19 protein-coding genes are annotated in these 21,571 nt (G+C 71.6%); 8 read left to right on the top strand and 11 right to left on the bottom strand.

Going from position 1 to position 21,571, the window contains the following annotated elements; all coding sequences use genetic code 11:
* Positions 1-4: 4 nt before the first annotated feature.
* Together N4G70_RS03500 and N4G70_RS03495 are read right to left on the bottom strand one after the other, a co-directional pair.
* Entirely contained in the window at positions 5-364 is a 360-nt protein-coding gene (locus N4G70_RS03500) for a hypothetical protein (RefSeq protein ID WP_261710863.1), read from the bottom strand.
* A 17-nt stretch (positions 365-381) separates the two neighbouring features.
* The gene (locus N4G70_RS03495) at positions 382-1,686 is read right to left on the bottom strand and encodes a helix-turn-helix transcriptional regulator (RefSeq protein WP_261711363.1); all 1,305 of its coding nucleotides are present in this window, start codon (positions 1,684-1,686) and stop codon (positions 382-384) included.
* A gap of 665 nt (positions 1,687-2,351) precedes the next feature.
* On the opposite strand from N4G70_RS03495, the gene N4G70_RS03490 reads away from it, so the two are divergent.
* A complete protein-coding gene (locus N4G70_RS03490) occupies positions 2,352-2,858 on the top strand; it encodes a hypothetical protein (protein WP_261710862.1) in 507 nt (168 codons plus the stop codon).
* 392 nt (positions 2,859-3,250) lie between these two features.
* Positions 3,251-3,892, top strand: a complete 642-nt coding sequence (locus N4G70_RS03485) for a response regulator transcription factor (protein WP_261710861.1) — start codon at positions 3,251-3,253, stop codon at positions 3,890-3,892.
* A gap of 3 nt (positions 3,893-3,895) precedes the next feature.
* Here the strand turns inward: N4G70_RS03485 and N4G70_RS03480 are convergent, their stop codons facing one another.
* The 3 genes from N4G70_RS03480 to N4G70_RS03470 all read right to left on the bottom strand — a co-directional run bounded on the left by N4G70_RS03480 (position 3,896) and on the right by N4G70_RS03470 (position 8,937).
* Positions 3,896-5,335, bottom strand: coding sequence for an MFS transporter (locus tag N4G70_RS03480; RefSeq protein WP_399033954.1), 1,440 nt, complete (start codon positions 5,333-5,335; stop codon positions 3,896-3,898).
* A 237-nt stretch (positions 5,336-5,572) separates the two neighbouring features.
* Positions 5,573-6,760 (bottom strand): lipid-transfer protein, encoded by a 1,188-nt coding sequence (locus N4G70_RS03475; protein ID WP_261710859.1) that lies wholly within the window; start codon positions 6,758-6,760, stop codon positions 5,573-5,575.
* A gap of 14 nt (positions 6,761-6,774) precedes the next feature.
* Positions 6,775-8,937, bottom strand: a complete 2,163-nt coding sequence (locus N4G70_RS03470; RefSeq protein ID WP_261710858.1) for an acyl-CoA dehydrogenase — start codon at positions 8,935-8,937, stop codon at positions 6,775-6,777.
* Positions 8,938-9,102: 165 nt separating this feature from the next.
* Between N4G70_RS03470 and N4G70_RS03465 the strand changes: the two genes are divergently transcribed.
* From N4G70_RS03465 to N4G70_RS03450, 4 genes are all read left to right on the top strand, one after another.
* Entirely contained in the window at positions 9,103-9,771 is a 669-nt protein-coding gene (locus N4G70_RS03465) for a class I SAM-dependent methyltransferase (protein WP_261710857.1), read from the top strand.
* Between the two features lie 57 nt (positions 9,772-9,828).
* The gene (locus N4G70_RS03460; RefSeq protein WP_261710856.1) at positions 9,829-10,800 is read left to right on the top strand and encodes an N-acetylmuramoyl-L-alanine amidase; all 972 of its coding nucleotides are present in this window, start codon (positions 9,829-9,831) and stop codon (positions 10,798-10,800) included.
* 144 nt (positions 10,801-10,944) lie between these two features.
* On the top strand, positions 10,945-11,796 hold the full coding sequence (locus tag N4G70_RS03455; protein ID WP_261710855.1) for a DUF5336 domain-containing protein: 852 nt from the start codon (positions 10,945-10,947) through the stop codon (positions 11,794-11,796).
* Positions 11,797-11,895: 99 nt separating this feature from the next.
* Complete coding sequence (locus N4G70_RS03450) at positions 11,896-12,906, top strand: LLM class F420-dependent oxidoreductase (protein WP_261710854.1); 1,011 nt, start codon at positions 11,896-11,898, stop codon at positions 12,904-12,906.
* 3 nt (positions 12,907-12,909) lie between these two features.
* Here N4G70_RS03450 and N4G70_RS03445 read toward each other — a convergent pair whose 3' ends face one another.
* From N4G70_RS03445 to N4G70_RS03430, 4 genes are all read right to left on the bottom strand, one after another.
* On the bottom strand, positions 12,910-13,479 hold the full coding sequence (locus N4G70_RS03445; protein ID WP_261710853.1) for a hypothetical protein: 570 nt from the start codon (positions 13,477-13,479) through the stop codon (positions 12,910-12,912).
* 94 nt (positions 13,480-13,573) lie between these two features.
* Entirely contained in the window at positions 13,574-14,650 is a 1,077-nt protein-coding gene (locus N4G70_RS03440) for a prenyltransferase (protein WP_261710852.1), read from the bottom strand.
* Complete coding sequence (locus N4G70_RS03435) at positions 14,647-15,402, bottom strand: class I SAM-dependent methyltransferase (protein WP_261710851.1); 756 nt, start codon at positions 15,400-15,402, stop codon at positions 14,647-14,649. The genes N4G70_RS03440 and N4G70_RS03435 overlap by 4 nt, the downstream gene beginning before the upstream one ends.
* A 157-nt stretch (positions 15,403-15,559) precedes the next feature.
* Positions 15,560-16,882, bottom strand: coding sequence for a glycosyltransferase family 4 protein (locus N4G70_RS03430; protein ID WP_261710850.1), 1,323 nt, complete (start codon positions 16,880-16,882; stop codon positions 15,560-15,562).
* A 245-nt stretch (positions 16,883-17,127) separates the two neighbouring features.
* Here N4G70_RS03430 and N4G70_RS03425 point away from each other — a divergent pair, with 245 nt between their 5' ends.
* Positions 17,128-17,742, top strand: a complete 615-nt coding sequence (locus tag N4G70_RS03425; RefSeq protein ID WP_261710849.1) for a TetR family transcriptional regulator — start codon at positions 17,128-17,130, stop codon at positions 17,740-17,742.
* 161 nt (positions 17,743-17,903) lie between these two features.
* On the opposite strand, the gene N4G70_RS03420 is transcribed toward N4G70_RS03425, so the two are convergent.
* Together N4G70_RS03420 and N4G70_RS03415 are read right to left on the bottom strand one after the other, a co-directional pair.
* Positions 17,904-18,137 carry a ferredoxin gene (locus tag N4G70_RS03420; protein ID WP_261710848.1) on the bottom strand — a complete coding sequence of 78 codons (234 nt, stop codon included), beginning with the start codon at positions 18,135-18,137 and terminating at the stop codon, positions 17,904-17,906.
* Positions 18,137-19,597: an aldehyde dehydrogenase gene (locus N4G70_RS03415; RefSeq protein WP_261710847.1), complete on the bottom strand. Its 1,461-nt coding sequence runs from the start codon at positions 19,595-19,597 to the stop codon at positions 18,137-18,139. The genes N4G70_RS03420 and N4G70_RS03415 overlap by 1 nt, the downstream gene beginning before the upstream one ends.
* A gap of 372 nt (positions 19,598-19,969) precedes the next feature.
* On the opposite strand from N4G70_RS03415, the gene N4G70_RS03410 reads away from it, so the two are divergent.
* The gene (locus N4G70_RS03410; protein ID WP_261710846.1) at positions 19,970-21,022 is read left to right on the top strand and encodes an MBL fold metallo-hydrolase; all 1,053 of its coding nucleotides are present in this window, start codon (positions 19,970-19,972) and stop codon (positions 21,020-21,022) included.
* Positions 21,023-21,571: the final 549 nt, after the last annotated feature.

Here is a 21,571-nt window from a genome sequence, read left to right as displayed (position 1 = left end):
TCGGCTATCGAGTTTGCTCGATGGCTTCAAAAATATCCGCGTCTGTCTGCTGCTGCCATACGGGGAGTTCGGGCCAGTCGGCGACGTAGCTCGGTTTCGGGTCATCGAAATGCTTGTGGATCTGGGCGACCCAGCACAGAGCGACAAATCGCCCCTTCTGATCGCGAGACAGTTTCGATGTGTTCCCGCTGCTCACCGCGATGAAGTCCGCCACCTGCGCGCACACCGCAGCCGCTGCATCCCGCTCCCAGTCGGGTGTTTCTTCCCACGGGGTAACGTATCCGGGCTTGGGCTCGCCGGGGTAATATTTCTTCACGCCGGAAATCCACGCTTCGCGGAAGATCCGTCCGTCCTCTTTCTGCAAGACAACTCCCCAACTGATCACATGGGCATGGCGAGTGCTGAAATTTGTTCACTGAGCGCTGCTACGCGTCGATCGGACAGCAAGGGGTGCAGCCGACCCCGCAATCCCTCCAACTTACGGACAACGTAACCGGATTCCGTTTGCGCGGCCAGATCGAGTGCCTGTGACGCGTAGCCGACCAGTTGGTCCACATCCCGGCGCTGCATGCCGAGCGCAGCGAGATCGACGAGGACGCTACCGCGCCGCCGCGCGGACAATGGTTGCCCGAGAGCGTCAGCCAGAGCCAGCTCGGCCAGATCAAGCCTGCCGAGCCGCACGTAGCACGTGCCGCGCTCCTCAGCGAGACGGGTCCCGTCGAAACGGAGCCATCCACCGTTCTGCGCTTGTCCACTTAGAGCGTGCACCTCCTCGGCCCGGTCCAAAGCAGCCTTGCAGCCGTTCAAGTCACCGAGGCCTGCGAATACCTCCGCCTGAACTGCCGCTACCCAATGCCGGGTTGCCAGCTGCCTGTCACCCCGCTTCGCAGTCTCCGCGGCAGCGGTGAGCAGAGAAGCTGCGGCGCGGGGCCTCCCGTCGTAGATGCTGACGAAAGCGTGGCGTGTCAGCGCACACGCTGACAGGTCCGGGTTCCCTGCTTCACGACCCGCGCTCGCAGCGAGGGTGTAACACTGCGCAGCGTCCGTGTAGTTGTTGCTGTCGAAATGAATCTCCCCCGCGAGCTGAAAGAGATCACCCACAACGGCACAGAGTTGTCGCCGTTCACGGTTCGTTTGTGCGGCCGTGAAACTGTCCGCGATACCCCGTGCGTGAGCGTGCACCATCGGCAGAGCTGAACGTTTGGTCTTGGCAAGGGCGAAGATCTGCCATAGGTGAGAATTCACGGCGGTGTACGTCGCCACGTCATGGAGTGCGGGCACAACAGCGTACTGATCGACGGGGACTGCCTCGTCGGTAACCGGCAGGGCGGCAAGCGTCCCCGTAACAGTCAACAGTCTTAAAAACTCGCGCCGAATCATGTCGTCCAGATCACCGGTGCCTAAGTCGTCGTCGGATGGCGCCTGCCCGACGAATACCCTGCGCACCCGATGGGCAGCGGGCGGATTCACGGGCTCTGACGCTTCCGGCCTCAGTAGCTCATCCAACTCGGCGAGCGTGACGTGCAGTCGCGCGGCGAGTTTCGGGCGAAGGTACGCCTGTGGCTCCGCTTGGCCCCGGCCCCATCGCCCGATGGTGGTCGTGTCCACCCCGAGAGCCTGGGCAAGTCGTTCTTGACTGTAACCAAGCGCCTTCCAGCGCCGCACAAGCGCCGTTCGAGGTCCCATACCTGCCTGCCCCTTCACCCTGGTCGCGGTCATCTTCCCAGTCCAGGTGAGCCAATGCAGTGAAGATGCAAGACAACTGCATCGGTTCCTCCCTGGCCTTGCGCAACCGCAGCGGGTTGCCTGGAGACACCACAGCTCAGGCCGACCGCGAGGAACTGCCATGGCCATGGATGGCGCAGCGATGCGAACGACCCGCCGGACGGCGGCGGGACCCCCTACCCCCCAGTCGATCCAAGCCGTTCCGATGGCCCGGTGCGGCGCGCCACTGTCTCTCGAACGAGAACTCCGTTACGCCGCGATTGAGTTGGTGAGGCACGGCACCGCTGGGGACGTGGCGCAGTTCCAGCACTGCGAGTTGGACGAGCACGTAGAAGGTGAGCACGCAGCTCACGTGCTGTTCACCGAGGACAAGACCGGGCGTGCGGTGTGGGTGTTCTGGCGCGGAGCGGAGTTCCGCGTACAACTCATGGCCCCATGCCCGGACAGGAACGGTGATCAAAACGTCTGCCTGCTGTTCTCCAGGCACTCCGGAGGCCACCTCTGGCCCGAGGATGCCGCTTACGCCTTGTCCCCCTCACCCAGCTGAGTCCCGTTCCGACCCGTGCACATACTCCCGCTGCGGGACCAGGGCGGACCGACCAGCCCATCGAATGAGAGGAAATCCGATGACCGTTGTCACCGAGTCGATGCCAGCCGCCGACCTCAAGCCGAGCGCCCGGCACCTGATCGCGGACGAGAGCTTTCAAGGGGCCGTCCGCCTGGTGCGACGCGCCAACCCGGAGGTCGACGAAACTCTCGCAGAGCGAATCGTCGATGAAGCTCTCAAGTTCGTGGCAACGGCGGCAGGCAACAAGACGCCCGGCCTCGCCCTGCGGCCCTCCCGGATTGTCGACGAGGGATGGCATGCATTGATCCAGGACACGCGCACCTACAAGCGCCTCGCGGACGAGCTCGGCGTTTTCGTCCACCACGTACCGGAGACCCCGGCAACGAAGAAGCACGACGAAGTGACGGTGATCCGAACACTGAGCGCCATCGAACGCGCTGGGTTTGTGCCGGACTTGTACCTGTGGACCAGGGAAGCCCAGGCTGAAGTACGGGTGTCCGCCGACTGCATGCACAGTGAGTGCACCGACGGAGGGTCCAACTGCGCCGCGCCGCACATCGTCTGAGTAACGAACAGCAAGAGCCCGCCCAACTCGTCGCTGCCGCCCTACAGTTGGACACGTCCTGTGAGGGAGGAATCACGATGAGTGAAGCAGGTGGAGCGCCCCACCGGTGGGACGACCCCCGGTACAGCCGACTGCTGGCGAGCTGGCGGCGGCTTCGGGTGGAAAGGCGCCCCGGGAGGCGGCCCCGTCGATACTGTCCGCACGGTGTCGGGGTGACCCTCACGGTCGACCTTGGTACGGGTAGGCCGTTCAACGTCGGGTGTGCTTCCTGCAACTCGGCAGAAGGCTGAACCGGGCCCGCTGGGCCAGCGTCGGAGAAAGCCCCGTCGGACCACGCACCCCGCAGGGCCTCGCGCTGCCCTGACCAGCAGTTCCGCCCGTACTCTTGGCACATGGACGAGATGCCGCAGGATCACCGACCCGCCAAATCCGTACGCGTCCTGCTCGCCGAGGACCAGGGCATGATGCGCGGTGCGCTCGCCTTGTTGCTCGGGCTGGAGGAGGACATGGAGGTCGTCGCGCAGGTGGCGGCGGGGGACAAGATCGTGCCCGAGGCGCTGGTGGCGCGGCCCGATGTGGCGTTGCTCGACATCGAACTGCCGGGGATGAGCGGCCTGGACGCGGCCGCCGAGCTGCGGACCGAGGTGCCCGACTGCCGGGTGCTGATCCTCACCACGTTCGGCCGTCCCGGCTATCTGCGCCGTGCGATGGAGGCGGGGGCCGCCGGGTTCCTCGTGAAAGACGGGCCGGTGGAGGACCTCGCGGAGGCGATCCGCCGGGTGCTGCGCGGCGAGACGGTCATCGACCCGGCGCTCGCCGCGGCCGCCCTCAGCGCGGGGCCGAGCCCGCTGACCGCGCGCGAACGCGACGTCCTGAACGCCTCGGTGGACGGGGCGACGGTCTCCGACATCGCGGGCAAGCTGCATCTGTCGGAGTCGACCGTACGCAACTACCTGTCGTCCGCCATCGGCAAGACCGGCACCCGCAACCGCATGGAGGCCGTGCGCGCTGCCCGCCAGCAGGGCTGGCTGTAGCCCTCAGGCCCGGTGGGCGGTCCTCGGCGTGCGGGGCAGCCACACCAGGGCGATCAGGACGCTGCCCAGGAGGACGAAGCCGCCGACGCGGAAGGCGAGCGCGTACCCGGCGGTGAGGCTCTCGGCGCTCTGCACCACCCCGGTGCGCGAGGCCGCGACCGTCGACAGCACGGCGAGACCCAGCGCCCCGCCCATCGTCCGGGACGTGTTGATGAGCCCCGACACAAGCCCCGCCTCCCCCGGTTCGGCGCCCGAAGTGGCCAGCGCGGCAAGGGGAGTTGTGGCGAGTCCGGCACCCGTCATCATCAGGATGCCGGGCACGAGGATCGACATCCAGTACGGGTCGTCCGCGCGCATCGTGGACTGCCAGCCGAACCCGGCCGCGGTCACCAGGACACCCAGCACGGTCAGGTTCCGCGCGCCCGTTTTCGGCATGAGGCGCGGCGCCAGCTTCGAGCCGAGCACGACGCTGAGCGAGCTGGGGATCAGGGCGAGGCCCGCCCCCAGCGGGGTGTAGCCGAGCACGTTCTGCGCGTACAGCGTCATGAAGAACCAGGTGCAGAACATCGCGGAGCCGCACACGAACATCACGGCGTTGGCGGCGGACACGGCCCGCAGCCGGAAGAGGCGCAGCGGCATGAGCGGCGCCGCCGTCCGGCCCTCGACCACGAGGAAGGCCAGCAGCAGCGCGGCCCCGCCGAGCAGCGGAACGAGCGTCCCCGCGGCGCCCCAGCCCGAGGCCTCGGTCTGGACGATGCCGTACGAGAGGGTCGCGAGGCCGGCCGTGACGAGGACGGCGCCGGGCAGGTCCAGGCGGTGGCGCCGGCCGGCCCGGGACTCGGTGATCCACAGCGTGGCGCCGACCAGGACGAGGGCGCCGATGGGCACGTTGATGAGCAGCACCCAGCGCCACGAGAGCGTGTCGGTGAGCAGCCCGCCGACGAGTCCTCCCGCGGCTCCGCCGCCCGCGCCGACCGCCGCCCAGGTGCCGATCGCCCGGGTACGGGCGGCGCCCTCCGGGACGGCGGCGGTCAGGATGGTGAGGGTGGCGGGCGCGAGGACCGCAGCGCCGAGGCCCTGGGCGGCGCGGGCCGCGAGCAACTGCCATCCCTCCTGGGCCAGTCCCCCGCCGAGGCTGGCGGCGGTGAACAGGCCGAGCCCCACGAGGAACATCCGCTTGCGTCCGTACAGGTCGCCGGCCCGGCCGCCGAGCAGCATGAACCCGGCGAAGGCGATGGCGTACGCGTTGACCACCCATTGCAGCCCGCTCGCGCTCATCCCCAGGCCCGTCCGCATGGAGGGGAGGGCCACGTTGACGACGGACACGTCCAGCACGACGAGGAACTGGCCCGCGCAGGCGGCGAGGAGGACGGGCCAGGTGCGGAGGGGTGTGACGGGGGTGGATATGTGGGTGTCTGCGGACGCGTGAGCCATGCGAGTCATGCTCGCACGGGGTGGGCGCCCGTTACACCCCCCTTTTCCCCGGGACCTCTGGGGCTCCGCCCCAGACCCCGTTCGCGCCTTAAGGGCGCTCGTCCTCAATCGCCGGACGGGCTAGGTATGCCTGCGCCGGCCCGCACCGAGTAGCCAGGGGCGCGGGGAACTGCGCGAGAAGCGAGCACGGTCCGCGGCCGAACCACATCCCCCGGAGGGTCTCGGGAAGGGGCGGGGTGGGGAGGACTACCGGCGCAGCACCGTCACCACCGCCGCCCCACCCAGCCCGATGTTGTGCGCGAGCCCGACCCGCGCCCCCTCGACCTGTCGGCCCCCCGCCTCCCCCCGCAACTGCCACACGAGCTCCGCCGCCTGCGCGAGCCCCGTCGCCCCGAGCGGATGCCCCTTGGAGATCAGGCCGCCGGACGGGTTGACCACCCAGCGCCCGCCGTACGTCGTCGCGCCGGATTCGATGAGCTTCCCGGACTCCCCCGGCCCGCACATCCCCAACGCCTCATACGTGAGCAGCTCGTTGATCGAGAAGCAGTCGTGCAGCTCGATCACGTCGACGTCCTCGATGCCCAGGCCCGCGCGGGCGAACGCCTGGCGGCCGGCTTCGCGGGACATCGGCGCGCCCACCGCGTCGATGCAACTGCCCGAGGCGAACGACTCCTCGGTGTCGGTGGTCATCGCCTGGCCCGCGATCTCGATCGCCCTGTCGCCCAGACCGTGCCGCTCCACGAACCGCTCCGAGACGACGACCGCCGCGGCCGAACCGTCCGACGTCGGTGAGCACTGGAGCTTGGTCAGCGGCCGGTGGATGGTCTTGGCCGCCAGGATCTCCTCCACCGAATAGGGCTGCTGGAACTGGGCGTTGGGGTTGTTCACCGAGTGCCGGTGGTTCTTGGCGCCCACCGCGGCGAGCTGCGCCGCGGTCGTCCCGTACCGCTCCATGTGCTCGCGCGCCGCGTTGCCGAAGATCTGCGCGGTGGGCGGGGTCATCTCGAAGCCGTGGCGCGCCGCCATGACGCCGTAGTGGCGGGCCACGGGCGAACTCGCGAAGTCGCCGCCGTCCGAGCCCCCGCCCAGCGCGCCCCGCTTCATCTTCTCGAAGCCGAGCGCGAGGACGCAGTCGCAGGCGCCGCCCTCCACGAACTGCCGTGCCAGCATCAGCGCGCTCGCGCCGGTCGCGCAGTTGTTGTTGACGTTGTAGACGGGCACCCCCGTCAACCCCAGTTCGTAGACGGCTCGCTGTCCGGCCGTCGAGGCCTGGAAGCAGTAGCCGACCGGGACCTGTTCGACCAGGCCGTAGTCGAGCCCCGCGTCGGCCAGCGCCGCGCTCCCGGCCTCCTTCGCCATGTCCCAGTACTGCCAGTCGCGGGACTCCGGCTTCTCGAACCTGGTCATGCCCACACCGACGATGTAACTCTTCACGGCACGACAACCCTTCAGTCTCTAGGCAGGCCGAGGATGCGCTCGGCGACGACGTTGAGCTGGACCTGGGTGGTGCCGCCCGCGATGGTCAGGCAGCGCGACATGAGGAAGCCGTGCACCGCGCGCTCGGCGGCCCCCTCGGCGGCCGCGCCCTGGGGGCCGAGCAGTTCCAGGGCGAGCTCGGCGACCTTCTGCTGGTGCGGGGTCTGGACGAGCTTGCGGACGCTGGCCCCCGCACCGGGCTCCAGGCCCGACACCTGCTGCATGGTGGTACGCAGCCCGATGCAGGCCAGCGCGTGCGCCTCGGCGGCCAGCGCGCCGATCCGCGCCCGGTACGCCCCGTCGAGTTCCCCGGCGCGGGCGATCAGCGCTTCGAGCCCGGTGTCGAAGGCGACCTGATCGGCCATGTGGACGCGTTCGTTGCCCAGGGTGGTGCGGGCGACCGGCCAGCCGCCGCCGATCTCCCCGACGACGGCGTCCGGGGGCAGCAGCGCGCCGTCGAAGTAGACCTCGTTGAACAGGGAGTCCCCGGTGATCTCCTTCAGGGGGCGGATGTCGATGCCCTCGGTCCGCTTCATGTCGACGAGGAAGTAGCTGAGCCCCTGGTGCTTGGGGGCGGCCGGGTCGGTGCGGGCCAGCAGGATTCCGTAGTCGGCCCACTGGGCGGCGCTCGTCCACACCTTCTGGCCGGTGACGCGCCAGCCCCCGTCGGGGGTGCGTTCGGCCCGGGTGCGCAGCGAGGCGAGATCGGAGCCGGCGCCCGGCTCGGAGAAGAGCTGGCACCACAGGAGTTCGCCGCGGAGGGTGGGGCCGAGGAAGCGGTCCTGCTGGGCTGCTGTGCCGTGGGCGATGAGCGAGGGCACCACCCAGGTCGCGATCCCGAGGTCGGCAAGCTTGACTCCCGCGCGCCTCAACTCCTCCTGGATCACGAGCTGTTGGACCGGGCCCGCCCCCAGGCCGTACGGGGCGGGAAGGTGCGGGGCAGCGTAACCGGTGGGGGCCAGGGCCCGGCGGGCCGCGCCCGGATCGAGGCCGCGCGCCGCCTCGATCGCCGCGCGGGCGGGGGCACGGAAGGTCTCGGCCCCGGGCGGCAGCTCCATGCGCAGCTCGCGGCGGGCGCCATCGCCCGCCAGGCGTACGGCCCGCAGCCGGTGGGTGTCCCCGGCGCCGAGGAGCTGGCGGGCGACCAGGGCGCGGCGCAGATACAGGTGGGCATCGTGCTCCCAGGTGAAGCCGATGCCGCCGAGGATCTGGATGGCGTCCTTGGCGCAGGAGCAGGCGGCGTCCACGGCGGTGGCCGCGGCGAGCGAGGCGACCAGGCCGCGCACTCCGGCGGGCTCGTCCATGGCGCGGGCCGCGTCCCACACCAGGGCGCGGGCCCCTTCGAGGCGTACGAGCATGTCGGCGCAGAGGTGTTTGATCGCCTGGAACCGGCCGATGGGGTGCCCGAACTGCTCGCGGACCTTGGCGTGTTCGGTGGCGATCTCCAGGGTGCGGGCCGCCGTGCCGCAGGATTCGGCGGCCAGGACCAGGGCCGCGAGGTCGTGGACCAGGGCGGAGTCCACGTCCAGGACCCGGTCCTGGGGGACGACGACGCCCTCGGCGCGCACCTCGGCGGTGGGGCGGGTCGGGTCGGTGCCGCGGTGCGGGCGTACGCGGAGCGTTTCGGCGTCCACCGCGAACCAGAGCGTGCGGTGGTGCGCCTTTGCCGCGAGGACCACCAACTCGGCCTGCCCGGCGGCCAGTACGGGAGGCGCGGCGCCGTCCAGCAGCCAGCCGCCCGCGCCCTCGACGGCGGTGAGCGTCCCGGCGCCGAGCGCCACGGCCGCGGTCCGGCGCCCCTCGGCGATGTCCGCGACCAGGGGATCGTGGCCGGTGGCGCGGCGCAGCAGCTCGGCGGCGAGCACGCCGGGCAGATAGGGCCCCGGCAGCAGACCGCGTCCAGCCTCCTCCAGGACGACGGCGAGTTCGGGCAGTCCTCCCCCGCCGAACTCCCCGCCGAGGTGGATACCGAGCAGCCCCTGTTCGGCGAGCCCGTCCCAGAACGGCGGGCGGGCGGCGGCGGCCTCGGGCGCATCCAGGAGCTTGCGCGTCTGCTCGACGGGCACGGCCCGCGCCAGCCAGCCGCGCACCGCCTCGGCCAGCTCCCGCTGTTCTTGCGTGATCGCGATGCCCATGGACGCCCTCACCCCGTCGCCGGTCCCGGAACGGCGCAAGAGTAGAACACGTTTCAATCTGACGGAAGGTCAGGTGGCGATTCCGCCCCGGGCCACCCCGCCTTCGGCCGGGCCCGCCCGGCCCGGCGCCCACCCCGTACGGCACCATGGACCGCCCACCCACCTATGACCCCAAGGAGCCGGGCCGTGGCCTCTCCCCAGCCTCAGATCCTGGCCGCTTTCGAGGCGGCCAAGGGCTTCATGCCCGTACGGGAAGGCCTCGCGCTGTACGAGGCGGCGGCCGCGGCCGGGGCGCTCGGGCTGCCGCTCCTGGAGGTCGGCACCTACTGCGGGCGCTCCACGATCCTGCTCGCCGAGGCCGCCCGCGAGAGCGGCACCGTCGTCGTCACGGTCGACCACCACCGCGGCAGCGAGGAGCAGCAGCCGGGCTGGGAGTACCACGACACGACGGTCGTCGACCCGGAGGTGGGGCGCATGGACACGCTGCCCACCTTCCGGCGCACCCTGCACGCGGCCGGCCTCGAAGACCACGTGATCGCGGTGGTCGGGCACTCGCCGCAGGTGGCGCGGGTGTGGGGCGGGCCGCTCGGCTTCGTCTTCATCGACGGCGGCCACACCGACGAGCACGCGAACGCGGACTACGAGGGCTGGGCGCCCAAGCTCGCCGAGGGCGGCACGCTGGCCATCCACGACGTCTTCCCGGACCCGGTCGACGAGTTCACCGGCCAAGCCCCGTACCGCGTCTATCGCCGGGCGCTGGAGTCCGGCGCGTTCACCGAGGTCTCGGCGACGGACTCGCTGCGGGTGCTGCGCCGCACGTCCGCCGCGCTGTGACACGTCGGGGCGCGCAGCGCCCGGGCCGGGCGGGGCCGCGCGGTTAGCATCACCTTCGTGTCGTACGACAGCGAGTCATCGAACCCGGACAGCCGGTCGCGCCGTGTGCGCGGGCGGGCCCTCGTCACCCTTGCCGCGCTCGCGCCGGCCGTCCTCGCGGGCTGGCTCGTCTGGCAGGCCGCGGGCGGCCCCGGCGCGCAGGACGACAAGCCGCCGAGCGCGCTGCCGAGCGGCGGCCGGCGGCCCGCGCCCTTGGGGACCGGCACCGCGACCATGACGGTGTCGGGCACCCCCCGCCCGGCCACCCCCGGCTCCCCCTCGCCGTCGGCCCCGCCCGCGGGCGGATCGGGCGCCGGATCGCTCGCCGGAAAGACCGTCGTCATCGACCCGGGTCACAATCCGAATAATTTCCGGCATACGTCGGAGATCAATGAGCCGGTGGACATCGGAACGAACAAGAAGGAATGCGACACCACCGGCACCGAGACCAACGACGGTTATACGGAAGCCGAGTTCACGCTCGATGTGTCGCACCGGATCCGGGCGATCCTCGAAAAGCAGGGCGCGAAGGTCGTCCTCACCCACGACGGCGAGCGGACATTCGGGCCGTGCGTGGACGAGCGGGCGCGCATCGGAAATCAGGCGAAGGCCGATGCCGTCGTATCGGTGCACGCGGACGGCGCGGCCGAGGGCCAGCGCGGATTCCATGTCATCCTGCCCGCCAAGGTGAAGGGCGGCTCGGCCGACACCGCCCCCATCGTGGGGCCTTCGCGTGAACTCGGTGTGCGGATCGCGGGGAAGTTCGTCCTGGATACGGGCATGAACGCGTCCAACTACGTGGGCGAGGGAACCGCTCTGGACACCCGCAGCGACCTCGGCGGCCTCAACCTGTCGACCGTTCCGAAGGTGTTCATCGAGTGCGGCAACATGCGGGATTCCCGGGACTCGGCACTTCTCAAGAGCGCGGACTGGCATCAGAAGGCGGCCCGGGGCATCGCCGACGGCATTACGGCGTTCCTGGGCGGGTAGGCTCCCGACCCGCCGTACGGCCCACAGCCGCAGACGATAGATTCTTCCGCACAGGGGGAACCACCTAGAGCTTCACGCCGTGTGCACGTACACCGGCGGCAGCGATGACCGCCCCGACGAGACGACATAAAAGAGGACTTTTACGTGAACATCCGCTCCCTCACACGAGGCGACGGCGTGGTGATCGGCGCAGCGGTGGTGCTGTTCATCGCCTCGTTCCTGAGTCTCACGTCCGCTCCGAGCTGCGCCGGCCAGTTCTGCCCGCGCGCCGACGAGCCGAACGCCTGGGACTCGCTCTCGCTCCTGATGAGCATGTTCCTGGCCGGCATCATCGGTGCGGTGCTGGTCGTCGTCGGCCGTTCGCTGCCGCAGCCCAAGAAGGTCGCGGGCCTCGACCTCACCCAGTTCGGCGTCGCGTTCACGATCTTCGCCGCGTGGACCGCGTTCTGGACGATCATCGACGCGCACGGCTCCGGCGCCGGCATGATCCTCGGCCTCATCGCCACGCTGGTGCTGGCCGCGGCCGCCGTCGCCTCGCCGCTGGTCGGCGCGTTGAAGGCGCCGCTGATGGGCACCCCGAGCCCGGCCGCCCCGCAGCCCTACGGCTACCCGGGCGCGGCCCAGCCGGCCGGCGGCTACGGCTACCCCGCCGCCGCCCAGCAGCCCTACGGCGCCCACCCCGGCGACCCGAGCCTCGGCGGTCAGCCGGCGGCCCAGGCCCAGCCGTTCGGCGCGCAGGCCCCGGCGGCCGACGCGCACCAGGACAGCCAGGCGCAGGCCGGCGCGGCCCCGGCCGGCGACTTCGCCCCGTTCTGGTTCGCGGTCCCCGTGGCCCGTCCGCTGTACGCGGAGGACGGCTCGCCCACCCCGATCGCCGAACTCGCCCCCGGCACCTGGTACCTGGCCGTCGACCAGCGCGGCCCCGGCCTGGTGGCGCAGACGCAGGACGGCCGGCGCGGTGTCCTCCAGGACACCACCGGGATCCAGCGCGGCTGATCCCCCCGGGCGTCACGACGGCCCCTCGCCCTTCCGGGCGGGGGGCCGTTGCCCTACAGTCCCCTGACGGTTCGTCAGATCTGTTGGAGGGGACGGCACATGCGCCTGGGACTCGCACTCGGCTACTGGGGGCGGGGCCCGAACCCCGCCCATCTCGAACTGGCCCGCGCCGCCGAGGAGTTCGGCTACCACTCGGTGTGGACGGCCGAGGCCTGGGGATCGGACGCCTTCACGCCGCTGACCTGGATCGCCGCCCACACCTCGACGATCCGGCTGGGCACCGCGGTCGCGCAGATGGCCGCGCGCACCCCCACCGCCACGGCCATGCACGCCCTCACCCTCGACCACCTCTCGGGCGGCCGGATGATGCTGGGCCTCGGGCTCTCGGGCCCCCAGGTCGTCGAGGGCTGGTACGGCCGGCCCTTCCCGTCGAGCCCGCTCACCGCGACCCGCGAGTACGTCGACGTGATCCGCCAAGTACTGCGCCGCGAGGGCCCCGTGGAGCTCGACGGGCGCTTCTACGCGCACCCCTACGGCGGCCCGGACGGCACCGGTCTGGGCAAGCCCCTCAAGGCCATCACCCACCCCCTCCGCCCCGACCTGCCCGTACTCCTGGGCGCCGAGGGCCCCAGGAACATCGCGCAGACGACCCGCATCGCGGACGGCTGGCTGCCGCTGTACTGGTCGCCCACCCGCACCGACGTGTACGAGGCCTCGCTCACGGAGCTGCGCGAGGGCTTCCTGGTGGCCCCGATGGTGCGGGCCCAGGTGTGCGACGACGTCGCCGAGGGCCTGCTGCCGGTGAAGGCGATGCTGGGCTTCTACATCGGCGGCATGGGCCACGCCGCCCGCAACTTCCACGCCGAGCTGATGGCCCGCATGGGGTACGAGGACGCGGCCCACCGCATCCAGGAGCTGTTCCTGGCGGGTCGGCGCGAGGAGGCCGTGCTGGCCGTGCCGGACGCCTTCGCCGACGAGATCTCCCTGGTGGGCCCGCGTCAACGCATCGCGGAACGCCTGGAGTTGTGGCGCGAGGGCCCGGTGACGGACCTTTTGGTCACCTCACCGGACCCCGCGACGCTGCGCACGCTCGCGGACCTCAACTCCTAGCGGTCAGCCGCCGCTGAGCTGACCGGCCGAGGGCACCTGGTCCTTGACCGGCGCACCCGCCTTCTGACCCGCGTCCTTGACGCCGTTGATCATCTTCTCGAACATGCCGACGTCGGCGTCGCCCGCCTCACCCTTGCGCAGCTTGCTGCCCAGGCCCTTGAGCGAGTCGATGCCGGAGCTGAGCGGGGCGACGGCCTTGGAGAGCAGCGGGTCGCCCTTGGCGTTCTCGGACGCGGCCTTCAGGCGGTTGTACGTGAACGCGCCGGCCAGGCCCGCCTTGACGAGGGCGAAGGTACGGCCCTTGGCGCCCTTCTTGAACTTGCCCGCCTTGTACGGCTTGACGATCCACTGGTAGGCGGCGCCGGCCGCGAGTCCCGCGTTGGCGACGAAGCGGGTCTTGGCGAGCTTCTGCCGCTCCGCCGAGGCGGTCGGCGACGGGCTGCTCTCCGCCGCCGTGAGGGCGGCGCTCTGGGTGGACCTGGTCTCTCCTCCGCAGGCGGTCGTCGACACCAGGACGGCGCAGGAAAGGACGACCGCCACGACTATGCGGCGGATGGGGAACGAACTGGCCACGATGACCTCCGGGGGGATGTGTCGGCCTCCCCGGCAGCCTCACCCGGCCCGCCGCACTGCGCCACCCGGGCGACTCCGTACGGGCGGGCGCGCCTCAGCCGCAGCAGTAGGGCGCCAGGCCCCGGGGCAGCCGTTCCCCGCCGAAGACGGCGCCGGTCGCCTCGTCGCCGCCGAGCGCCGCCACCGCGAGCAGCAGGGAGCCCGCCGTCCACGTCGTGAGCTCCTCCGGCCACACCGCCCGGTTGCCCTCGAAGACGTAGCCCGTCCAGTACATGCCGGTCGCGGGGTCGCGCAGGTGCTGGATGGACTGGAGGATCTCCAAGGCCCGGTCGGACTCGCCCGTCGCCCAGAGCGCGAGGGCCAGCTCGCAGCTCTCGCCGCCGGTGACCCACGGGTTGGGCAGCACACAGCGCACCCCGAGACCGGGCACCACGAAGTCGTCCCAGCGGGACTTGACGCGGGCCGTGGCGGCCGCGCCGGTGACGGCGCCGCCGAGGACCGGGTAGTACCAGTCCATCGAGTAGTGCGACTTGTCGAGGAAGCGCTCGGGGTGGTGCTGGATGGCGTGGGCGAGGGCACCGGCCGCCAACTCCCAGTCGGGCTGCGGCTCTTCACGCTGCTCGGCGATGGCGAGCGCGCAGCGCAGGGCGTGGTGGACGGAGGAGCTGCCGGTGAGCAGCGCGTCGGTGACGGGGGTGCCGTCCTCCTCGCGCTTCCAGCCGATCTGGCCGCCGCCCTGCTGGAGGGCGAGGACCCACTCCACGGCCGCGAAGACCGTGGGCCACATCCGGTCGAGGAACGTGTCGTCGCCGGTGGCGAGGTAGTGGTGCCAGACGCCGACCGCTACGTAGGCGACGAAGTTGGACTCCCGGCAGCGGTCGGTGACGTGGTCGTGTTCGCCGTCGTGGTAGGCCGCGTACCAGGATCCGTCCGTGTTCTGGTGCCGGGCGAGCCACTCGTAGGCGCGCTCGGCGGCGGCGTGTTCGCCCGCGGCGTCCAGCGCCATCGCCGCCTCGGTGTGGTCCCAGGGATCGAGGTGGTGCCCGCGGAACCACGGGATCGCGCCGTCCGCGCGCTGCGCGGCGAGCAGGGCCGAGACGGTCTGCCCGGCCTGTTCCGCGGTGAGCACCCCGGGCAGGACGAGGTGTTCGGTGCGCTCCGGAGAGGTCACTTGGCGGCACCCTTTTCCGGCAGCGACGGCAGGTGCGGCTTGGTCGCGTACGCCACGAAGCTCTTGCCGACGACCGGGTTGAGGGCCCGCTCGGCGAGGCGGGTGACGGTGCTGATGCCGGGCGTCCGCATGATGTCCCAGACCAGCAGCTTGTGGTACGCCCGCACCGGCAGCGCCTTGTCGTTGTCGACGCCGAAGGCGCACTTGAGCCACCAGTACGGCGAGTGCAGCGCGTGCGCGTGGTGGGTGCCGTACGGCTTGAGGCCGGCCTGGCGCATCTTGCCGACGAGCTCGTCCGCCTTGTAGATGCGGATGTGGCCGCCCTCGACCTCGTGGTACGCGTCGGACAGCGCCCAGCACACCTTCTCGGGCCCGTAGCGCGGCACGGTGACGGCGATGCGGCCGCCGGGGCGCAGGACGCGGACCATCTCGGCGAGCACGCCCTTGTCGTCCGGGATGTGCTCCATGACCTCGGAGATGATCACGACGTCGAAGGACTCGTCGGGGAAGGGCAGGTTGAGCGCGTCGCCCTCCATCGCGGTGGCGGTGGCACCCTCGGGCGCCTCACCGGCCTCCTTCATCGCGGCGAACCACTTGGCGACCTCGCGGATGTCCTCGGCGTTCTGGTCGAGCGCCACGACCTGGGCGCCGCGCCGGTAGCACTCGAAGGCGTGCCGGCCCGCGCCACAGCCCAGATCGAGCACACGGTCGCCCGGGGCGAGCGGGAAGCGGGAGAAGTCGACGGTCAGCACGGATGCCTGCTTTCGCGGACGGGGGGATGGGGTCGGCCGGGGTGGGGGGAGCGCCGTGTCACCCGGCACCCCTCGGGGCCGCGGGTGCGGCCGCGCGTCGGGGGCGCGGGGCGGCACTGGGGGGTGGGCGCGGGGCGCCCGGGGTTGGTGCTCCGGCTCACCTGGCTGCCTTCCGGGCCGAGCGGCCCTGAGCGGCGATGGCGGAGCGGTAGAGGTCGGCGGTGCCGAGGGCGGCCCGGCGCCAGGTGAAGCGCTCCAGGACCCGTTCGCGTCCGGCGGCGCCGAGCCGGCGGCGCAGGGCCGGGTCGCCGAGGAGGCGGGCCAGTCCGGCGGCCAGCGCGCCCGCGTCGCCGGGCGGCACCGCGAGGCAGGTCTCTCCGTCGGGTCCCGCCACCTCCGGGATGGCTCCGCCGGTGGTGGCGAGCAGCGGGGTGCCGGTCGCCATGGCCTCGGCGGCCGGCAGCGAGAAGCCCTCGTACAGCGAGGGGACACAGCTCACCTGCGCGGAGCGGACGAGGTCGACGAGTTCGGCGTCGGTGATGCCCTTGACGAACTCGACGGCGTGGCCGAGCCCGTACTTCTCGATGGCCTGGGCGACGGGTCCGTCCTCGGCGCGCTTGCCGACGACGACGAGATGGGCGTCGGGGTGCTCGGTGCGCACCTTGGCGAGGGCCTCGACGAGGAAGACCAGGCCCTTGAGCGGCACGTCCGCGCTGGAGGTGGTCACGATGCGGCCGGGCACCTCGGCGACGGACGGGTCCGGCGACCACAGGCCGGTGTCGGCGCCGATGTGCACCACCTCGATGCGGTCCTCGCGCACCTTGAGGTGGTCGACGATCTCGCCCTTGGACGTGCCGGAGACGGTGAGCACCGAGGGCAGCCGGCGGGCGACCCGCTTCTGCATCTGCGTGAAGCCGTACCAGCGGCGCACCGAGGCGCGGCGCTTCCAGTCGGGTGCCGCGTCCAGTTCGAGCCTGCGGTCCACGGTGATGGGGTGGTGGATCGTGGTGACCAGGGGCGCGCCCACGTCGCCGAGCAGACCGTAGCCGAGCGTCTGGTTGTCGTGGATGACGTCGAACTCGCCCCGCCGGGCGGCCAGATGGCGCCGGGCGCGCAGCGAGAAGGTGAGCGGCTCGGGGAAGCCGCCGGTGCGCATCGCGGCGACCTCGAGCCGGTCGATCCAGTCCCGGTACTCGTCCTTGGCGGGCGTACGGAACGGGTCGGGCGAGCGGTAGAGGTCGAGGCTGGGGAGCTCGGTGAGCGGGACGCCCTCGTCGAGCACGGGGTAGGGCTGGGCGCCGATGACCTCGACGCTGTGCCCGAGCCGGGCCAGTTCGCGCGAGAGGTGGCGCACGTAGACGCCCTGGCCGCCGCAGAAGGGGTTCCCCTTGTACGTCAGGAGCGCGATCCTCAGCGGACGCTCGCCCGCGCGGTCGTCGCCCCCGGTGCGGGGGCTTGCCTCTATGGCCTCAGCGGTCACTCGCGGCCCCCTTCATCACTGCGTTTCGCCGGAGCGTAACCGCTGGCGCTAATCTAGAACAAGTTCCAGACTTGATCCTTCTCGAGCGTTCATTGATCACTCAAGAAGCTTCGAATCTACCGGCAGGTAGCGCGACTGTAAGAACCGGATCAGGTGATTCGCGCCACGGCGGGGCCCCTGCCATGCTGGGCGGCCGAACACCGTGGCAGACGACGCCGGAGAACTGGACAAACGGAACGGGACACATGACAGCGGAAGCCAAGGCGGCCATGCCGGCCACCCCTCCCCTGACGGAACGCCAGGAGGCCCGGCGGCGGCGCATCCTGCACGCGAGCGCCCAGCTCGCCAGCCGCGGCGGCTTCGACGCGGTCCAGATGCGCGAGGTGGCCGAGGCCGCGGGCGTCGCGCTCGGCACGCTGTACCGCTACTTCCCTTCCAAGATCCACCTCCTGGTCGCCACCATGCAGGACCAGCTCCAGCATCTGCACGGCACCCTGCGCAAGCATCCGCCCTCGGGCGCGGGCTCGGCCGAGCGAGTGGCCGAAACCCTCATGCGGGCCTTTCGCGCGTTGCAGCGCGAGCCGCATCTGGCGGATGCGATGGTGCGGGCCCTGACCTTCGCGGACCGCTCGGTGAGTCCCGAGGTGGACACGGTCTCCCGGCAGACCACGGCGATCATCCTGGACGCGATGGGCCTGGAGCACCCCACGCCCGAGCAGCTCTCGGCGGTCCGGGTCATCGAGCACACCTGGCACTCGGCCCTGATCACCTGGCTCTCGGGCCGGGCGTCCATCGCACAGGTCAAGATCGACATCGAAACGGTCTGCAAACTGATCGACCTCACGGGCCCACCCCGCTAGCGCCCCCAGGGGGTTCACCGCGCAACCGCCCAGGAGCGCAGCCCCCCAGGGGCGCGGGGAACTGCGCGGTCGGCCACGCACGGTCCGAGGTCGGACGACACCGGTAGTTTCTGTGTTCGCAGGACTCCAACAGGCCCGGGTCGGGACCAGCGTCCGGGAGGCTAGTCCTCGGGTGGGAAGACGGTCTCGCCGGAGCCGAGCAGGGTGATCCGGATGGCTTCGACCGGGCAGCCCTCGGCCGCCGCCAGGACCTGACCGCCGGCGTCGGTGTCGGGTTCGCGCGGGTGGGATTGGCGTGCGGAGTCGAGCTCGAATCCGGCGGGGGCGTGGTTCACGCACATGCCGGAGCCGATGCACACGCTCCGGTCGACCTCCACGTGCCAGCGGTCCCCCATCACTCGCCCCCGTGGCCGGCGGGCAGATGGATCATCTTGTGCTCCAGGTACTCCCCGAAGCCCTCGGGCCCGAACTCCCGCCCCAGACCGGAGGACTTGTAGCCGCCGAACGGGCCCAGCATGTCCAGGCTGAAGGTGTTGACGTTGAAGGTGCCGGTGCGCACCCGGCGCCCGAAGTCGATGCCGTGCTCCACGTCCCCGGTCCACACACTGCCGCTGAGCCCGTACTCGGAGTCGTTGGCGATCCGGAGCGCCTCGGCCTCGTCCCCGTACGGCAGAAGGCAGATGACCGGCCCGAAGATCTCCTCGCGGGCGATGCGCATCGTGTTGTCGACCCCGCCGAAGAGGGTGGGCTCCACATACCAGCCGCGCTCCAGTCCGGCCGGACGGCCGCCGCCGGTGAGGATCTTGGCGCCCTCCTCCTGGCCGATGCGGATGTAGTCGAGCGAGCGTTGCCGCTGCCGCTCGGCGACGAGGGGGCCGACCTGGGTGGCCGGGTCCAGCGGGTCCCCGACGACCAGCGACCCGGCCGCCGCCGCGAACGCCTCGGCGAACTCCTCGTAGCGGGCGCGCGGGGCCAGGATGCGGGTCTGGGCCACACAGGCCTGCCCGTTGTTCATCCAGGCCGCCGAGGCCACGCCGGAGACGGTCGACTCCAGGTCCGCGTCCGGCAGGATCACCGCCGCCGACTTGCCGCCCAGTTCCAGGGTGACCCGGGTCAGGTTGCGCGCGGCGACCTCCATCACGCGCTTGCCCGCCGCGACGGACCCGGTGAAGGACACCTTGTCGACGCCGGGGTGCCCGACGAGGTACTCACTGACCTCGCGGTCCGCGGGCAGGATGGAGAGCACGCCCTCCGGAAGCCCGGCCTCGGCGGCGATCTCGCCCAGGATGTAGGCGTCCAGGGGGGTCTCCGGGGACGGCTTGAGGATCACCGAGCAGCCGGTGAGCAGCGCGGGCCCCAGCTTGGCGGCGGCCACGAACTGCGGCACGTTCCACGGCACCACGGCGGCCACCACCCCGACCGGTTCGCGCCGCACAAGGAGCGGCCCGAGCGCCCCAGACCGCCGTTCCTCGTACGGGAATTGGCGGGCGACGGTGAGGGCGGAGTCCCACACCATCATCGCGCCGAGCGCCTGGGCGAGCACGCTCCAGGAGTACGGGGAGCCGTTCTGCGCGCTGATGCACCGGGCGATCTCCTCGTGCCGCGCGAGGAACGCGTCCTTGATGCGGGACACCACCTCCATGCGTTCTTCGGGGGTGGCCCGCGCCCAGGGCCCGGAGTCGAAGGCCTCGCGGGCGGCGGCCACGGCACGGTCCACATCCGCCCGGCAGGCGTGCGGGACGCGGCCGATGACCTGCTCGGTATGGGGCGAGATCACCTCGATGACGTCGGAGCCGAGGGGATCGGTCAACTCCCCGCCGATGAACAGCTGTCCGTGTTCCACGAGCTCGGTCATGCCTGGTGCCTCCTGCGGCGCGGGCTTGGCTGCTGCCTGGACGTGCGGGATGTACGGGAGGTACGGGGTTCACGTGCGGGGCGTGCGAGGTGTGCGGGTCGCGCGGGGTGTGCGGCGGAGACACGTGCTGGATGCGCGGACAACGGGACCCGACCCCACCCCCGAACTGATACCAGTTCTAGTTCCAGGAGTCCACGGGTGGAGCGGCGCCTCGACCGGGGTGCGCAACGGGGGTTGGGACGGCGGCGGTTGCGTGATCGAGGCAACCATTGAAACCAGTTCTAGTTATAGTGGCCGGGAGGGCGGGCCCCCGGGCACGCCGGGCACGCACCCCCGGGCCCCGCCGTGAAGCCCCAGAGAGACGAGGACTCCATGCCGCAGGAGCCAGCCGCGCCTCAGGTGAGCGACCACGGGGGCGGAGTCCACTCCATCAGGGTGCCGATCCCCGACAACCCGCTCGGGCACACCCTGGTCCACCTCGTCGACACGGACCGGGGCCCCGTGCTCGTCGACACCGGCTGGGACGACCCCGCCTCCTGGGACACCCTGGCGGCCGGGCTGCGCGCCCTCGGTACGGATGTGTCCGCCGTGCACGGGGTGGTCATCACCCACCACCACCCCGACCACCACGGCCTCTCCGGCCAGGTCAGGGAGGCCTCCGGGGCGTGGATCGCGATGCACGCGGCGGACGCGGCCGTCGTACGGCGCACCCGGGAGGCCCAACCGGGCGTCTGGCTGGACTACTTGTGCGCCAAGCTCACGGCGGTGGGCGCGCCCGACGAGCACATCGCGCCGCTGCGGCGGGCCCGCGCGTCCGGCCGTGCGAGCAGCCCGCCCGGGTTGCGGGCCGCGCTGCCGGACCGCGAGATCGTGCCGGGCGACCTGCTGCCGCTGGCCGGGCGCCGGCTGCGCGCGATCTGGACGCCGGGGCACACGCCGGGCCATGTCTGCCTCCACCTGGAGGAGGCGCACCCCGCCCAACTTCCGGGCCACGGGCGCCTGTTCAGCGGAGACCATCTGCTGCCCGGCATCACCCCGCACATCGGCCTGTACGAGGACCCCGACGACGGCGAGGCCACTGACCCGCTCGGCGACTACCTCGACTCCCTCGAACGCGTCGGGCGCCTCGGGGTGGCCGAGGTGCTGCCCGCGCACCAGCACGCGTTCACCGAACCGGGGGCACGGGTGCGGGAGTTGCTGGCCCACCACGAGGACCGGCTGACGGGGCTGCTGTCCCTGCTGTCCACGCCCCTCACGCCGTGGCAGCTCGCGGAACGCATGGAGTGGAACCGGCCCTGGGAGCAGATTCCGTACGGGTCGCGCACGATTGCCGTGTCGGAGGCGGAGGCGCATGTGCGGCGCCTGCAGAAACTGGGCCGCGTCGACCGCCTCCCCGGCCCTCCGGCCCGCTACCGAGCGCTCTGACCTCCGCCACCCGCCCGCGCGTGCAGCGGGGCCGGCCGGCCCCGCCCCTTGGGGCTCCGCCCCAGACCCCGAGCTCGCTTTCCCGTGCGCCGGGGTCGGCCGGCCCCACCCCTCCTGGGGCTCCGCCCCAGACCCCGTTCGCGCCTGAAGGGCGCTCGTCCTCAATCGCCGGACAGGCTGAAATGCCCCCCTGCGGCCCAGCACCAGCACCACCCGGGCCCCCCAGGGACGCCGAAGATGCCCATGCGGACCGACCCCAGTCCTGCCAGGGGCGCGGGGAACTGCGCGAAGAGCGACCACGACCCGCAGACGAACGGTGGTTTAGGGGCGCGAGGAACTGCGCGAGAAGCGGGCACGGTCCGCAGACGCACGGGTGGTTTAGGGGCGCGGGGAACTGCGCGAGAAGCGGGCACGGTCCGCAGACGCACGGCGGTGATAGGGGCGCGAGGAACTGCGCGACCAGCACCCACGGCCCGCAGGACCGAGAGGGCTCAGGGGCGCGAGGAACTGCGCGAGAAGCGGGCACGGTCCGCAGGGCCGAGAGGGTTG

The organism is Streptomyces sp. ASQP_92 (genome assembly GCF_025399895.1).
In the GTDB taxonomy this organism is placed as follows: domain Bacteria; phylum Actinomycetota; class Actinomycetes; order Streptomycetales; family Streptomycetaceae; genus Streptomyces.
The sequence above is the reverse complement of the archived record's forward strand: the minus strand, read 5'-3'. Positions and strand labels throughout refer to the sequence as shown.